The 15,188-nt window shown below is 36.4% G+C and carries 11 protein-coding genes and 2 tRNA genes; all 13 read right to left on the bottom strand.

Annotation, left to right across the window (positions count from 1 at the left end):
- Nucleotides 1-85: 85 nt before the first annotated feature.
- A complete protein-coding gene (gene tssH, locus ACSYSW_RS08695) occupies nt 86-2,950 on the bottom strand; it encodes a type VI secretion system ATPase TssH (protein WP_491705430.1) in 2,865 nt (954 codons plus the stop codon).
- A 217-nt stretch (nt 2,951-3,167) separates the two neighbouring features.
- Nucleotides 3,168-3,656 carry an Hcp family type VI secretion system effector gene (locus ACSYSW_RS08700; RefSeq protein ID WP_491705429.1) on the bottom strand — a complete coding sequence of 163 codons (489 nt, stop codon included), beginning with the start codon at nt 3,654-3,656 and terminating at the stop codon, nt 3,168-3,170.
- 33 nt (nt 3,657-3,689) lie between these two features.
- Nucleotides 3,690-5,450: an OmpA family protein gene (locus tag ACSYSW_RS08705; RefSeq protein ID WP_491705428.1), complete on the bottom strand. Its 1,761-nt coding sequence runs from the start codon at nt 5,448-5,450 to the stop codon at nt 3,690-3,692.
- A gap of 11 nt (nt 5,451-5,461) precedes the next feature.
- Entirely contained in the window at nt 5,462-6,127 is a 666-nt protein-coding gene (gene tssL, locus ACSYSW_RS08710; RefSeq protein ID WP_491705427.1) for a type VI secretion system protein TssL, short form, read from the bottom strand.
- A 10-nt stretch (nt 6,128-6,137) separates the two neighbouring features.
- Complete coding sequence (tssK, locus tag ACSYSW_RS08715) at nt 6,138-7,490, bottom strand: type VI secretion system baseplate subunit TssK (RefSeq protein ID WP_491705426.1); 1,353 nt, start codon at nt 7,488-7,490, stop codon at nt 6,138-6,140.
- Nucleotides 7,491-7,525: 35 nt separating this feature from the next.
- Nucleotides 7,526-9,058, bottom strand: a complete 1,533-nt coding sequence (gene tssC, locus ACSYSW_RS08720; RefSeq protein WP_491705425.1) for a type VI secretion system contractile sheath large subunit — start codon at nt 9,056-9,058, stop codon at nt 7,526-7,528.
- Nucleotides 9,059-9,179: 121 nt separating this feature from the next.
- Nucleotides 9,180-9,683, bottom strand: a complete 504-nt coding sequence (gene tssB, locus ACSYSW_RS08725; protein WP_491705424.1) for a type VI secretion system contractile sheath small subunit — start codon at nt 9,681-9,683, stop codon at nt 9,180-9,182.
- A 196-nt stretch (nt 9,684-9,879) separates the two neighbouring features.
- A tRNA-Asn gene (locus ACSYSW_RS08730) sits at nt 9,880-9,955 on the bottom strand.
- 130 nt (nt 9,956-10,085) lie between these two features.
- A complete protein-coding gene (locus ACSYSW_RS08735; protein ID WP_491705423.1) occupies nt 10,086-10,634 on the bottom strand; it encodes a MepB family protein in 549 nt (182 codons plus the stop codon).
- Nucleotides 10,635-10,727: 93 nt separating this feature from the next.
- Nucleotides 10,728-10,803 (bottom strand) — tRNA-Asn (locus ACSYSW_RS08740).
- Nucleotides 10,804-11,066: 263 nt separating this feature from the next.
- Nucleotides 11,067-12,809 (bottom strand): fructose-specific PTS transporter subunit EIIC, encoded by a 1,743-nt coding sequence (locus ACSYSW_RS08745; RefSeq protein WP_491705422.1) that lies wholly within the window; start codon nt 12,807-12,809, stop codon nt 11,067-11,069.
- An 8-nt stretch (nt 12,810-12,817) separates the two neighbouring features.
- Nucleotides 12,818-13,753, bottom strand: coding sequence for a 1-phosphofructokinase (gene fruK, locus ACSYSW_RS08750; protein WP_491705421.1), 936 nt, complete (start codon nt 13,751-13,753; stop codon nt 12,818-12,820).
- 2 nt (nt 13,754-13,755) lie between these two features.
- Nucleotides 13,756-14,961 (bottom strand): fused PTS fructose transporter subunit IIA/HPr protein, encoded by a 1,206-nt coding sequence (gene fruB / locus ACSYSW_RS08755; protein WP_491705420.1) that lies wholly within the window; start codon nt 14,959-14,961, stop codon nt 13,756-13,758.
- Between the last annotated feature and the right edge of the window lie 227 nt (nt 14,962-15,188).

The raw sequence follows: 15,188 nt of genomic DNA on the forward strand, positions 1-15,188 counted from the left end.
AAAGAGCTTTAACATCGTATTACCTCATTTAATAACTGAGGCAATACGTTATGTTATTACTTTATTTATTTGTTTGTTTATTATTTTATTGCTCATTGTCTGCATTTTTGAGATCACTTTGCTGTTGTTCTTTATTTCCTTTTGTTGCCTTTTTCGTCGCCGCTGTCGAGGCTGTGCCTGTTTTTGATGTAGCCGTTTTGTTTGTCGATTTTTTGCTTTTAACTGGTTGGGATTTAGTGTCTGTTATCCATTCGAGAATAATGCCTTCTTCCTCATTAAAATCTAACAATAATGTCGGCAAGTTTTGAGGATCTTTGGTCACTCTTTGCAATAATAAATTAGAAATTACCGGTAAAATTTGCTGATTTAAAATGCTGTCGATATTACGCGCCCCGGTATCTGGTAATAAACACGCATTAACAAGTTGCTCATATAAAGCCTCACCAATTTTAAATTGAATGTTGTAATGTTGCTGTAAACGTTTAGCGACTTTATGTAATTTAATTTCAACAATTTTGCGTAACGCATCAGGTTGTAAAGGCGTATAGATAATGGTTTGAAAACGCGCTAATAATGCAGGTTGAAAATGCTCGCGAATGATTGGGCGTAATAATTCTTGTTGCGTTGCTATATCAGCCTGTGGCATTTCATCAAAGAGTGCCATTAGTTCGTCACTACCTAGATTCGATGTCATTAAGATTAGGGTATTACGAAAATCAATTTCGCGCCCTTCGCCATCACGCATAAAACCGCGATCAAAGACTTGATAAAAAAGGTTAAGTACATCACGATGTGCCTTTTCGACTTCATCTAATAAAACAACACTATAAGGGCGCTTGCGTACGGCTTCCGTTAAAATGCCGCCTTGACCATAGCCGACATAACCCGGTGGTGAACCTTTTAATTGCGAAACCGTATGCGCTTCTTGGTATTCAGACATATTAATGGTGACAAGTGATTGTTCGCCGCCAAATAGCATATCCGATAAAGCGAGCGCAGTTTCGGTTTTACCGACGCCTGATGGTCCAACTAATAAAAATACCCCCATTGGGGCATCTTCTGACGTCAAGCCTGTTTTAGCTGCGCGTATACGTTTAGCAAGTTCAAATAAGGCATGATCTTGACCCACAACCCGTTTTTGTAAATCGTGTTCAATTGTTAATAAGTGACTTTGTTCATCTTTTAATAAACTTTCGAGTGGTACGCCCGTCCAGTCAGCGATAACGGATGATACGATGCGACTGTCAACATCCAGTGAGAGTAAAGGGTTATTTGCTTGTATCTGCTTTAATTGTTGTTGTGCATCATATAATTGTTGTTGCTGCTCTTTATCGCTTTCTGCCGTTAGAGATTGACGTAACTTGATGATTGTTTCAACTTGATTTTTTTCATTTTCAAATTGGGCTTTTTGAGAATCAAGCATTTGATTTAATTCATTTATTTTTGATTCTATTTCTGCTACGCGATCGCTATTTTTAATTTCACCTAAGGCTAAATCTTGTAAAATGGCTTGATGTTCGATATTGAGTGCTGCAATATTGGCTTCTAAGAGAGTTATTGATTCTGGGATCGTATCAAGGCTCATGCGTACACGCGCCGATGCTGTATCTAATAGATCAACGGCTTTATCGGGTAATTGACGCCCTGTAATATAACGCCTTGATAATGCAACCGCTGCTTTAACGGCGTCATCGACAATATGTACGCCATGATGTTTAGCATAACGTGATTTTAGACCACGTAGCATTAGGCATGCTTTATCATCGTCTGGTTCATCAACTTTAACGATTTGGAAACGGCGTTCAAGCGCGGCGTCTTTTTCAAAATACTGTTTATATTCCGACCATGTCGTTGCGGCAATGGTGCGTAATTCGCCACGCGCTAAGGCAGGTTTTAATAAATTTGCCGCATCAGCTCCCCCCGCCGAATTACCTGCACCAATAATGGTATGTGCTTCATCAATAAATAATAAAATCGGGGTTGCAGAGTTTTGTACCGCTTCAATAACATTTTTTAAACGTTGTTCAAATTCGCCTTTAACGCCTGCACCTGCTTGTAACAAACCTAAATCTAATGTCAATATAATGACGTCTTTTAGGCTAGTTGGTACGTTTCCTTCCGCAATCCGTAAAGCGAGTCCTTCGACTAATGCTGTCTTACCGACACCCGGCTCACCGACTAGAATTGGGTTATTTTTACGGCGTCTTGATAAAATATCGATCATTTGTCTAATTTCGTTATCACGCCCAAAGACAGGATCTATTTTACCGTTTTTGGCTTTTTCAGTTACATCTTCAGTAAAACGCGCTAAAGCAGCTTGATATTGTTTTGCCGCAATTGCCTTTTTCTTGTCGGCTGTTTTTTCATCTAACAATGCGCCATCGTCTTTTTGATCGATATTGGTTGGGTTTTGATCGCTTGCAACATCTGCGGCATCATTATAAGCCGTTTGCATTAGGTAGCTATTTTGCATATCTGGATTTTCATCAGATACTTCATCTAATTTACTGCGTATTTTTTTTAGCGAAATGACAGAAAGGCTTAGTAATTGCCATGCTTCTTGTGCTTTTAAGCAATGTGGCATTTCTTGCAATGCTTGTAAAATATGAACTGATCGGATGACCTCTTCTTGATCTTCTAACGAGGCTTTTAACCACGCTGATTGTAAAATAGCAATAAGTGAATTTGATAAACTTGGTTTAGTATTAATCGTGTGCGGTAATGAATCTAAATAATTCAATAAACCTTGCCAAATTTTATCCATTTCAAGTTGGTAATGCCTAGTAATTGATGTGATATCACCATTACCTTGTTCTAATAATTTTAATAACCAATGTTCAAGGGTGATTTCGTTATGTGCTCGAGTTTGACATAACCCAGCGGCTGATTCTAATGCTTTGGCACAATAAGAGTTAAGTCTTCTTAATAAAACTGAAGGATCCGCTATCATTACTTTTCTTTCCTTTCATTATTTTTTTAACGAGATTTAAAAATGAATATATAAGAATTAATTTGAGCTAAGCCAGATTTATCAATGTTCACTCAAATTAATTTATTATGATTATCTGTTATTAAGCTTAGTCAATCAGAGTTAATAAAATTTAATAACAACATGATCTGGCGCTAAACATTAACCCCATAAACTATGAGGTTAATGATGTTACGGATTAGCTACGTCCTTCAACCCAACTATCTGAGTGAATGATGTTGCCATCTTTATAAGTCCACGTAATTTTTTCATAACGTAGTTCAACACGTTCTAAATGATTATATTGTTCTTTAGATGGATCTTTAATGTTGTGCATTTCTGGTTTAATAGAAACCACTTTTACATTTTCCATTGTTGTGTTGAAGTATTCAATTTCTTGACCGGCATCATTAATTTTATACCATTTGATTTCAACAGATTTTAATGTTTGACCGGTTGTTACTGCTTTGTAAAGATAAGGTGATGAAGCATCGATTTCTTTAACAAATTCAAGTGCTTTATGAACACGAGTTCCTGTTAATTTACCTGTATTGCCATCAGTTGGAATGTAGACTTGATGATCAAATTCGATCACTTCAACACTACCTTCACGATCTGCAACTGTCACGGATCCTTTAATTTCCGCTCCACCATCATCTTTTAAAAATAAATAAGCTGGAATAGCCATATTTTATAACTCCTTATTGTTATTGTTTAATAATTAGTTTTCATTGCCAACTATACATTTCGATAGTTGTGGAACTAAACTAATTTCTACCCGTCGATTTTTGGCACGATCTTCAGGAGTATCGTTACCAAATAACGGATTCTTTGCTCCATATCCTTGAATAGCAAAACAGGTGTCTGGAATATCGCTAGTTTGAATCATCCAGTTACGTACTGCCATTGCTCTTTCAAGAGATAGTTGGATATTTTTATTTGCATCTCCAGTTGAATCAGTATGACCCGTGATTAAGATCAACCAGCCGGTTTCTTGATTGCTTTGAATTTGCTTTTTAATTTCAAATAATGCATTAATTAGCACTTTATTTGAGTCAGATTTTAATTGTGATTGACCACTTTCAAATAGAGCTAAGCTATCTAAACGAATAAGCGGCGGTGGCTCTTTTAGAATCACTTCCTTTTCTTTGACAATGATTTTTTCGGGCTCAGGGGGTTTTGCTACATAATCACTCATTGCTTTACTTAATGATTCTTGTAGTTTTTTGCCGTGATATAAGCCAAGACCTAAACGAACAGGTTCACCTTTTATTTGATAATTATTTAAAGTCAGCATGTCATTTTTGAGTACGGCTAATGCTTGTTTTTTCTCGTCATAATTATCCATTGCAATAAATTTATAGTGATTAATATCGTTTTGAATTTGTTCACTTAATTTAATATTGTTCCAATAAGATGCGCCAAGCGCTGCCATCAAAAATACCGCGGTCAGCATGATCATTTTGCAAAAGCAAGTAAATAGTGTTGAAAACGGGTAGGCGATGGGCATAAATTTCACTAAAGCATCAGGCGGGCTAATGTTATCTTGAATTTTATGCTTATTCGGTAATTTTAAGCTTGTGCGATGTTGCCATATTGCTTGCAAAATATTGTCGTCAACAACATGATTATTAATCGGATAAATCGCCATTGCTTGTGGTTTGCATTTTGCAATAGGTTGTCTTTCATCCATTAAAGTTGCTAATACAACATTGTCAATCCATGTTTCTGTTTCAACTAGAAGTGGGCTAAGTGTTAAACGTTTTTCTCGTTCTTCAACAGAAACTTTGCCATCGTTCATCCAATTAATTAATGGAGAGAAGTAATTATCTACCAAATATAATTTATGATTGAATAATTGATACCAACATACCGGTATAGGGTTTTTTTCGTCATAAATAATATCATTTAGACCAATATGGGTTGATAAATAGACCGGTAATTCATATTTTGCTATGCGATTTGTATCTACCCAGGCTTGACGAAAAGCTTGAATTTTAGCAACAAATAAACCCGCTTTATCTTCAATTTCGGGCGTTAATGCAAGTAATAATCCAACTCTTCCTGACATATCTGGCCATTTACCAACAAGTTGATCATAAACAATCGGTAAATGGGCAAATTCTTCTACATAGACCCAAACAGCATTAGAAGAAATCACAACATTTGACTGTGCCAATGATAAATCCTTCGGAAAAAAGTCTTTAGCCGCAGAGCCACTGACTAACAAAATAGGTAGCCGATAACGTTGTCTTGCGGGTAATAAATCTAATTTTTGCGTTAGAAAATCATTATTCGCTTTTAGTCTTGCTAAGCCTCTTTTATAACGATAGAGACGCCATAAAAGGCTACTTGCAATAGCGATAACTAAAATAGCACCGATTAATTTCCAACCTAAAGTTATTGGTAAAAAAACAAATAATAGTAAAAAACTTAAGACTGTGGCATACAAAATTAAAATGCGCTTCGGGTAATCGTTCATAACTATCCCTTTTAACCAACAATTTGTTTAAGTAATTGATCGAGCCGATTATCTAGCACAAAATAAAGCATACCTACACAAAAGATTGATAATGCAGTGCAGATAAGTAAGCCGGCTTTGCGTCCAAAGTAATGATAACTCGCTGTTTTTTCGATAATTGGATAAGATTGTTCGATTTCTTTCTCACGTAGTGCTTCACGCAATGCTAAAATAAGATGTTCACGCTCTTTCGTTTCTTGATTGATATAACGACCTTGAAATCCTAATCCTAAAACACGATCAAAACACAATAATACTAAGGTATTTTGTTTATCTTCTTTGAGTCTTGTTCGTATTTTGTCGTACAGTTCATTACCCGCATTATTGGTATTGAAAAAGATGACTTGTAAAGGAGCCCCTTTCCATTCCTCATAATCTGTTTCTTTATTTTGTTGATTAAAATAGACTAAAACAGATTCATCTAATAATGCACAAATGGCATAGCAAATATCATCGACCGTGTCTTGGCTATATTTTGCGGCGGTTAATTGTTCTTTTAATTTTATGATTTGTTCTTTACATAAATTGTATAACTTTTTAACATTTATAATTTCTGCTTTCGCTTGTAATTGCGCGACAACTAAGATTGGATCCCGCAATAATTCATCAATAGAATAATTTTGTGGCTCTTTATTCATAATTAATATCCTATGATCGTAATACGGCAAATAGCTCTAATGAAATATCTGTCATTGCTTTTGGCACATAAAATTCACAGCAGCGACTGAGTAACATATTTTGCGCGGCGCTATGGCTGAGATCTAAGGCAAAATATTGGTTTTCTAAGCGCATTGGGATGGCGGCTGGCACATGACTTAAGGCTTTTATTGGGATCCCGGTTAATGCTGAATGTAAGATTTGTCTTACATCATCTGGCGCACCTGCTTTACATAATAATGGGAATTTCGTTTGTAATTCGTGACCAGGCATTGATGAATGGACAGATAAATAAAAATCGGCATTTTCAACAATACGCGCATCATTAAGTCGACCTGTCCATAATGTTTCTTTATCATGGATTAAATCAATTTTAATGACTCGAGATGGTAAACTTTCCTCTAGAAGATTACGCACTAGATCAAAAAGCGGTGGAAATACTTCCTCAAGATTATTATGGAGATAAGACGGGATTTTATCGACATCATAATTTAGTGAAAAAGTCAGTAATGCTCCGGTTAATCCCGTTAATGTCTTATAGAGGTTTTCCGGATGAATAGTTGGATTATCACGTAAAAATTTAATTTGTGGTTCAAAGGTATTTAGGGAATTTAATAGCCAAAATAGTGAGACATCGGCTATAGCAAAATCTGCCATTTGTTCGTTACGTTCATGACGCATTCCCATTAATCTTTGCCGTTTAGCTTGAATTTGAATACATAACAAATCAAGCTCTTTCATTAAATTGCCACCTTGCGTAGATAAATTTAATACAGGTGGAATATAATTAAGATCTAAATAAAAACGCCCATTCAGATCTCTTTTTAAACGCGCCACCGGGCAAGTTAAATATTCGCTGGTATCTTCAAAATCAAATAAAAACGTTAACGCATATTGTTCGACTGAAATAGTCTCTGTGTTTTGTCCAAATAAATCAGCGACTTCTTGCCATTCTTGCCTGTAACGTAATGGCCGTTCAAGCTTTTGGTTTTCTTGCAAACAATTACCGCCATTGGCTTGTAATAAAGGGATACCAGCAAGTACAGTCACGGTTTCTTGTTCAGGTGGAACATCGCTCGATAATGAGCGAGCGGCGGGTAATTTGTCAGCCGATTCGCTATCAATAACTACACCATCGGCAAAACGTATACGAATTGATTCAGCTTGCAAACGATCTGCCGTTAAAGCTTGAATATCAATAACCAGTTTTTCAATTCCCCAAGGATTAGCTATGTTTAGCGTAGCTAATTTTTGAGCAGTAAACTGTTGCCATAGTGCTTGCTGTTGAAACTGTTGGGGCGTCAAAAAGACGCCCTCATTCCATAAAGGACGAAAGATTTTCATTTCCAAATACTCCCAGATTATTTTTAGTATTAATATTAAGATTTGGCTTTCGGCATTTGTGATACCATCGACAAATTAATATCCATACCTTCGATCTGGAAATGTGGAATTAAGAAAGTTTTAACACGGAAGAACCCAGGATTATCTTCAATATCTTCAACAATCACTTTAGCTTCACGTAATGGATGTGATGCTTGTACTTCATCACTCGGATCGGTCATTTCAGTAACCAGATTACTAATCCATTTGTTGAGCTCTAATTCAAGCACGCGACGATCTTTTGTTGCACCAATATTTTCACGTTGAATTACTTTTAAATAATGCGCAATACGTGATAATAAGAAGATATAAGGCAAACGGGAATTAATGCGGCTATTAGCTGTGGCTTCTTTAGTATCGTATAACGCCGGTTTTTGGGTAGAGTTAGCCGAGAAGAAACAAGCATAATCACGGTTTTTATAGAAAGATAACGGAATAAATCCTAAATTAGCAAATTCAAATTCACGTGTTTCTGGAATTAATACTTCCGTTGGGATTTTAACTTGATTACCGGTACCTAAATCGTAAAGGTGAATTGGTAAATCTTCAACGAGTCCGCCTGCTTGTGGCCCACGAATTTGTACACACCAACCATTACGAATAAAACTTTGCACCATATTTGCAGCAAAGGCGTAAGAAGCATTAGCCCATAAATAACGATCGTGGTCAGTGCCTTTAACATCTTCGACATAGTTAAAGCTACGAACAGGAACCGTATCTGGTCCATAAGGTAGACGAGCTAATACGCGTGGTAAGGTTAAACCAACATAACGTGCATCGTCAGTATTACGGAAGCTATTCCATTTTGTATATTCGGCGCGATCAAAATAGTTACCAATATCTTTAATCGCCGCGACTTCTTCCATTGTTTCTTTACCAAAGAATTTTGGACCGACTGAACCTATAAATGGCATATGCGCAGCTGCGGCCACTTTTGAAATATTACGTAATAACGCCATATCTTGCGGACCACGATCAAATTCATAATTTGAAATGGTGACTCCGATTGGATTTCCGCCTGGTGTGTCGTATTCTTGAATATAGGTGTGACGATAAAAACCGGTTTGGATAATTTCTGGAGCGTCTTCAAAATCTTGACGTAAATCATCTTTGGCAACGTCTAAAAGCTCAATGAAAACATTTCGGCGAAAATCGGTACGATCAACTAAAAATTTTAATCCTCTCCATGTACCTTCTATTTCTTGAAAGGTTTCATGATGCATTATCGCATCAAGTTGGCGACTTAATTTGTTATCGATTTGGCTAATATGATAATCCAGCAAATGTTTGTCTAATTTCTCGACTTTTTGTGATGAATTTTCAATAAGTTTTAATAAAATATTGACCGCCATGGTGATACGTTCGTCTTGAGATGATTCAAATAAAATATCATTATCTTCGTATTTATCGATTTCACCGGCTTTTTGGATAGGAGTTAAATTAATTTTATTAAAAAGTGATTGATAGACACTTGCTTTATCGTCTAAAACAGTTTGCGTAGTTGTATTTTGTTCATGTTGTCCGCTCATTATCTTTTTTCCTTTATCAGATCAAAAATTAATCGGTTATTTCTAAAAATAACAGGAAATAACCCGTTAAAAATAACTTTATTTGTAATAAGTATAATAATTAAATATATGAATTAGTTAATTAATTAGTGGTAGTAGCTGAAACAATAGCGGCTAATTCAGCACGTAACTCATCAGATAATTGTTCGTCTTTTACTATTTTTTCTAATTCATAGCGAAAGGTAGCGTTATCGAGTAAATTTGATTTCAAATCTCTTAATAGATTACGCATAGCGAGTAATGAGCGGAGTTGAGGGATTTTTTTGGCAACATGTTCAGGGCTAAAATCTTTCATTTCTTCAAATGCAAGATCGATACTTATTTCACTGCCATCATCGGCAAGTGTATTAGGTACACTAATTTTAGCTTCTGGTTTAAAAGATTTTAATACAGAATCGAAGTTGTCTTTATTAATAGACACTTTTTCTTTTTCGGATAGCGGGCGTTTATCCTTACCACGACTATAATCGCCAACTGATAGAACCTTTAGGGGTAATTCAATTTTTTGTTTAGCGCCGCCGGTATGGAGATCTAACTGAATATTAACGCGAGAAGAAGGAACTTCATTTTGATAGCTATTTGACATATTTTCATCCTCGAAAATTTTATATTTTATTGTTAACTTAATATAGTTAATCTATTAGAATTTAATAACTTACTTGTTTTAATATTTAAAGGCAAGAATTAAAAACCAAAATTGTAAAGTTTTTTAAAACATGGAACTTATTGTATAAAAAAACCAAAAACTGTAAAAGTAAGGAAATCTTGAAGTGCTAAAAAGTTGGCTCCTCCAACAGGACTTGAACCTGTGACATACGGATTAACAGTCCGCCGTTCTACCGACTGAACTATGGAGGAACACTTAACGGGAGAAGATACTACTTATTTCGTTAAACGATGTCAATTTAAAATTAAACAAATCTTTTTAATTGTGAGTGTGTTCACAAACAGGTAGGCGCTCAAATTGCCAAGGACAACTTAGCAAAACTTAGAGCATTTTGACTAACTGCGCCTGTCCTCGTTCTATATCGGTGAGTTCAACAAAATGAGCACATTGCCAAATTTTAGAGCGTTTAGCCTGTGCGGCTAACGGTACACTCCAAGGGGCATAGACTCGAAACGCACGTTTCCCACCTTCTGATTGCTCTGAAAATATATCTTTTTTTACCAATTGTTGTGAGGGGAAAATGAAAACACCAAAGCGTGGATGTTCATCGGTAAAGATAATCACTCCATCAATCCCGTCCTCACGGTCAAACGGCGCAATCTCGCTAGATGGTGTCGGGCGTTTCCATAGCGTAACAAACTGACCAATTTTTTTTGGTGTATGTTTAGCCTGACGATATAAATATGTCAGTCCATCCATCTTAAAGCGTATAGCACCATATTCGGCACTTTCTTCTTCCCTTTCAATATTTGTGATAATTTTACCTAAGGGAGTTAAGAACTGTTCTTGGAACAGTTTAAACGAAGCAGGTATTTCACCCATCGATGGATCTGTTTGCCAGGCTATATGTTCAGGATTGAAGTCTTTCATTTTGAATTTACCAACTTACTTGTTTTAATATTCAAGGGCAAAAATTAAAAGCTAAAATTGCAAAAGTAAGGGAATCGTGAAGTGCTAAAAAGTTGGCTCCCCCAACAGGACTTGAACCTGTGACATACGGATTAACAGTCCGCCGTTCTACCGACTGAACTATGGAGGAACACTTAATGAGAGAAGATGCTACTTATTTCGTTAAACGATGTCAATTTAAAATTAAACAAATCTTCTTACTTGTATAATGAATAAACATTTTTATAAATTTCTGGCAAGAGTAATGCAATAAAGCCGTACTTTTTTATTTTATTGATTTCGATATGAGTGTCTTTGTTTATCATATAAAACACCCCAAAAGTTTATCCAACTTTTGGGGTGTTAGTAGTTGTAGTTAATGATAACTTAATTTATAAAATAATCATTAATCCATTAAGCTACTGCGCTTACCGCTAATGCATTATCAGGTTTTTTAACAATAGCATAAAGAATACCCGTAAGTAGTGCACCGACTACAATCGAAATTAAATAGCCGACAACGGGCGTAACAACACCTGGAATAGCTAAAGCAAATAATCCGCCGTGTGGTGTCATTAATTTAGAACCAAAGGCTAAAGCAAGACCACCCGCTGTAGCACCACCTAAAATACAACAAGGAATAACACGTAAAGGATCTCGCGCTGCGAATGGAATTGCCCCTTCTGAAATAAAACATAATCCAAGAATACCGGCTGCTTTACCACTTTCGCGCTCCCCTTTATCAAATTTACGACGAGCAACAAAAGTCGCAAGGCACATTGCTAGAGGTGGCACCATGCCGCCTGCCATCACAGCTGCCATAGGTCCATATTGGTGCACTGTAATCAAACTGGTACCAAATGCATACGCAACTTTATTAACAGGCCCGCCCATATCTGTACACATCATTCCACCTAATAATGCCCCTAAAATAACGGCATTAGCGGTATTCATTGATGCTAACCATTCTGTTAAAAAGTTCATTAATGCGGCAATAGGCGTACCGATGATAAATTGCATCACTAAACCCGTTATTAACGTTGCAAATAAAGGCACAATTAATATTGGTTTTAAAGCTGCCATACTTTTTGGTAAAGGGAAGTATCGTGTGATTAATAACGCCACATAACCGGCTATATAACCAATGATAATCCCCCCAAGGAAGCCGGCATTAACAACAACTGAGAGTAACCCCCCAACAAGACCTGGGGTTAAACCTGGTCTATCTGCAATAGAATACGCAATATAACCCGCTAATAAAGGCACCATTAACGAAAAGGCTAAATCACCAATTTGTTTTAAGTGAGGTTCACCAACAAGCTCTTGTACCATAACTGTTTTAACAACACTTACGCCGTTTTCTATTGTTTTGACTGTTTTTTCAACATATTGGAATTCACCAAAAGCAAAAGCTAAGGCAATAATTAATCCACCTGCAACGACCATAGGTAGCATGTAAGAAATACCAGTTAATAAATGTTGATAAAGTCCTTTCTTTTCACTACTTGTCGATTTGACTGAGGTATTAGCGGGTTGATAGACAGTCGCTTCTTTTAATGCTTTATCTAGCTCTTCGGCGGTTTTCTTTAATGCTGCACCTGTTTTAGTACGATAAAGTCTTTTACCAGCAAATTTGCTAAGATCCACATCAATATCACAAGCGGCAATGACAACATCTGCTGCAGCAATTTCTTCAGGGGTTAATTCATTGCCGACCCCAACAGAGCCACGCGTTTCAACTTTACAACGCCAGCCACGTTTTTTAGCTTCTTCTTCGATTGCCTCAGCTGCCATAAAAGTATGAGCCACACCCGTTGGGCAAGCCGTTACCGCAACGATAGTTACTGGCTTATTAGTATCTGTTGCTTTGGTTTCTGTTTTACTTGTTTCGTAAGAGATGGCTTTTTTAGGGGCATCCGTTAAGATTTTTCTCGGATCTTCAAATAATTCATCAAGGTTTTTAACAGAATACACCTTTTTGCCTTGAAGATTTTTTTCATCAATATTTCCTGAACCAACAGCAATAACAACATCGGCGTCAGTTGCAGAATCAACAATGTTAATATTTAATTCATCTGCTGCTAATTTTAACTCAGCATTTGCTAAGCGCCCTTCAATAGGTCCTGTATTACTTCCAATGAGTATATATATATTCATAAGCTCTCCTAACCTGTGATGATTTGTATTTCGTCCAACATTTTATCGACCGCTTGTCTGTCAGCGATTCCAACTCCTGCTTGAGTAACCGATAAGGCTGCAACACTTGAAGCAAAAACTAAAGTATCTTTAATCGATTGATGAGTTAATAGCCCATACATGATGCCACCGACCATTGAGTCACCTGCACCAACGGTGCTAACAACCTTACATTTTGGTGGTGTTGCAAGCCAAGCTTCATTTTGGGTTACCCATAATGCACCCTTGCTACCAAGTGAAACAATGACATTTTCGATGCCTTCATTGACTAGTTGCAGCGCCGCTTTTTTTATATCTTCGAGTGTTGGTAATTGGTGCCCAGCCCAGATTTCAAGCTCTTTATCATTGGGTTTTATTAACCAGGGTTTAGCTTTTAAACCGGCATTGAAGGCATCTCGGCTACTATCAAAAATAATTTTGGGGCAAATCGCTTTGACTTGTTTCATCCAGTCGGTAAAACTATCCAGAGAAACACCAGCCGGTAAACTGCCACTAATAGCAACAATATCTATGTCTTTTAACCATTCTAATGAGCGTTTAACAAATGATTGCCAATCTTGTTCGCTAACGGTAAAACCTGAAAAGTTAAGATCCGTTACCTCGCTATTTTGTTCGGTCAATTTAACATTAATACGTGTTCGTCCTTTGACGCTTTGAAATTTATCCTCTAGTTTCAAACGTTGAAATAATTGATTAAATCCATCGCGGTTTTCATCACCAAGAAAACCACCGACTTTTAACGAAACACCTAAATCAGATAATACTTTAGCAACGTTAATTCCTTTACCTGCCGGTAATAAATCATTGGTTTGAACAAGATTAACTTCACCTAATTCGATTTTGGCACAATAACCAAGTAAATCATAAGCTGGATTTAAGGTGATGGTTGCAGCTTTGTATGTCATAGCTAAATTTCCTCGCCTAAACCAGATTTAATCCCTGCTTCAATCGCATCTAACGCTTTTTCAGCATCTTCACCGACAGCATTAAAACGTAAACGGCTGCCTTTTTTGGCACCTAATGCCACAACTTTCATTAAGCTAGTTGCACTAACAGGTTCGTTTTTGCCATCCACTTTGGAGACTGTTATTTTACTTTTAAATTCTTTTGCTAATTTTACAAGCACTGATGAAGGTCTTGTGTGTAATCCATTTTCATTTAAGATGATAAATTCACGCGTTAGATTTTCAGTATCTTGCTTATCGTTAACTTTATCCTCAGTTATTTCTTCTATTGCAGCTTGTTTATGTTGTTCTTTTTCGTTGCCATCGGTCGATGTGAGTAAATCGAGGAGTTGATTGGCGCTTGCATTAACAAGTTTATCTAATTGATTATTAAAGGTAAGTTTAGCGAGTTGATTAATGAAGGGTTCTACAGAATTATCAATTGCTGAGACGGTAATTAACATGTTAACTGGCACACCATCTTGGCTAATGTCAAATTTTGTTCGACTAATAACAGCCGCATTTTTTAGATTGCCATCAAGGCTATCATTAATCCAAACGCCTTGACCTAAATATTTGGGTTGTTGTTCTATGACATTCGCAATAAATTTATTATTAACCGCATTTTGTTGTTTTAATCGAGAAGCATTTAACGCTTGCATGGTCGCTAAATCATCAACAGGAATATCTAATAGTAATGTGTCTTCGCTGAGATTTAAATGCGATTCTTGTGCAGTTTCTTTGCCAGTTAGAATAGCTAGCGCATCATCAGCAGTTTTAATATTTTTAATTTTTTCTTCAATATCATCGGCCCCTAACACATGGGTTAATTGGCGAAGTAATTCCAGGTGCTCATCGGAACTTGCCGCAATACCAATAGCTAAATAGGCTTTTTCTCCATCGTCTCCCCAAACTACCCCTTTTGGGAAACAAAAAACTTGTACACCTGTTTTTTTTATAAGATGACGAGTTGACGGTGTTCCATGAGGTATGGCAATTCCATTTCCTAAATAGGTAGAGGCTTGAGATTCGCGCTCTAACATTCCTGCGACATAACCTTCTTTGACATAATCAGCTTTGGTCAATGCGGCAGCAATTTTTTTTATAGCTTCTGTTTTATTTTCTGCTTGTTCATTTAAATGAATATCATTTTGGGTTAAATGAAACATAAAATTTTTACCTCTGATTAAAAATGTTAGAATTAGCAAAATCTCAAAATATTACTGCTAATTATTAAAATAAATAATTGAATAGCTTCAGTTATGATGGATATAAAATGATAAATTATCAAATATTTTATACCAATTGATAACAAGGATGTGATCTTGATCCATTTCTTTATTAAATTTTAACGATAATTTAATTTGCAGGGGTAAAAAAAGAAGTTTGAGATGTC

This window comes from Gilliamella sp. ESL1225 (assembly GCF_058502635.1).

Coding starts and splice junctions, on each gene's coding strand:
- tssH (WP_491705430.1), bottom strand. CDS start 2,950: ATGATAGCGGATCCTTCAGTTTTATTAAGAAGACTTAACTCTTATTGT.
- ACSYSW_RS08700 (WP_491705429.1), bottom strand. CDS start 3,656: ATGGCTATTCCAGCTTATTTATTTTTAAAAGATGATGGTGGAGCGGAA.
- ACSYSW_RS08705 (WP_491705428.1), bottom strand. CDS start 5,450: ATGAACGATTACCCGAAGCGCATTTTAATTTTGTATGCCACAGTCTTA.
- tssL (WP_491705427.1), bottom strand. CDS start 6,127: ATGAATAAAGAGCCACAAAATTATTCTATTGATGAATTATTGCGGGAT.
- tssK (WP_491705426.1), bottom strand. CDS start 7,490: ATGAAAATCTTTCGTCCTTTATGGAATGAGGGCGTCTTTTTGACGCCC.
- tssC (WP_491705425.1), bottom strand. CDS start 9,058: ATGAGCGGACAACATGAACAAAATACAACTACGCAAACTGTTTTAGAC.
- tssB (WP_491705424.1), bottom strand. CDS start 9,683: ATGTCAAATAGCTATCAAAATGAAGTTCCTTCTTCTCGCGTTAATATT.
- ACSYSW_RS08735 (WP_491705423.1), bottom strand. CDS start 10,634: ATGAAAGACTTCAATCCTGAACATATAGCCTGGCAAACAGATCCATCG.
- ACSYSW_RS08745 (WP_491705422.1), bottom strand. CDS start 12,809: ATGAATATATATATACTCATTGGAAGTAATACAGGACCTATTGAAGGG.
- fruK (WP_491705421.1), bottom strand. CDS start 13,753: ATGACATACAAAGCTGCAACCATCACCTTAAATCCAGCTTATGATTTA.
- fruB (WP_491705420.1), bottom strand. CDS start 14,961: ATGTTTCATTTAACCCAAAATGATATTCATTTAAATGAACAAGCAGAA.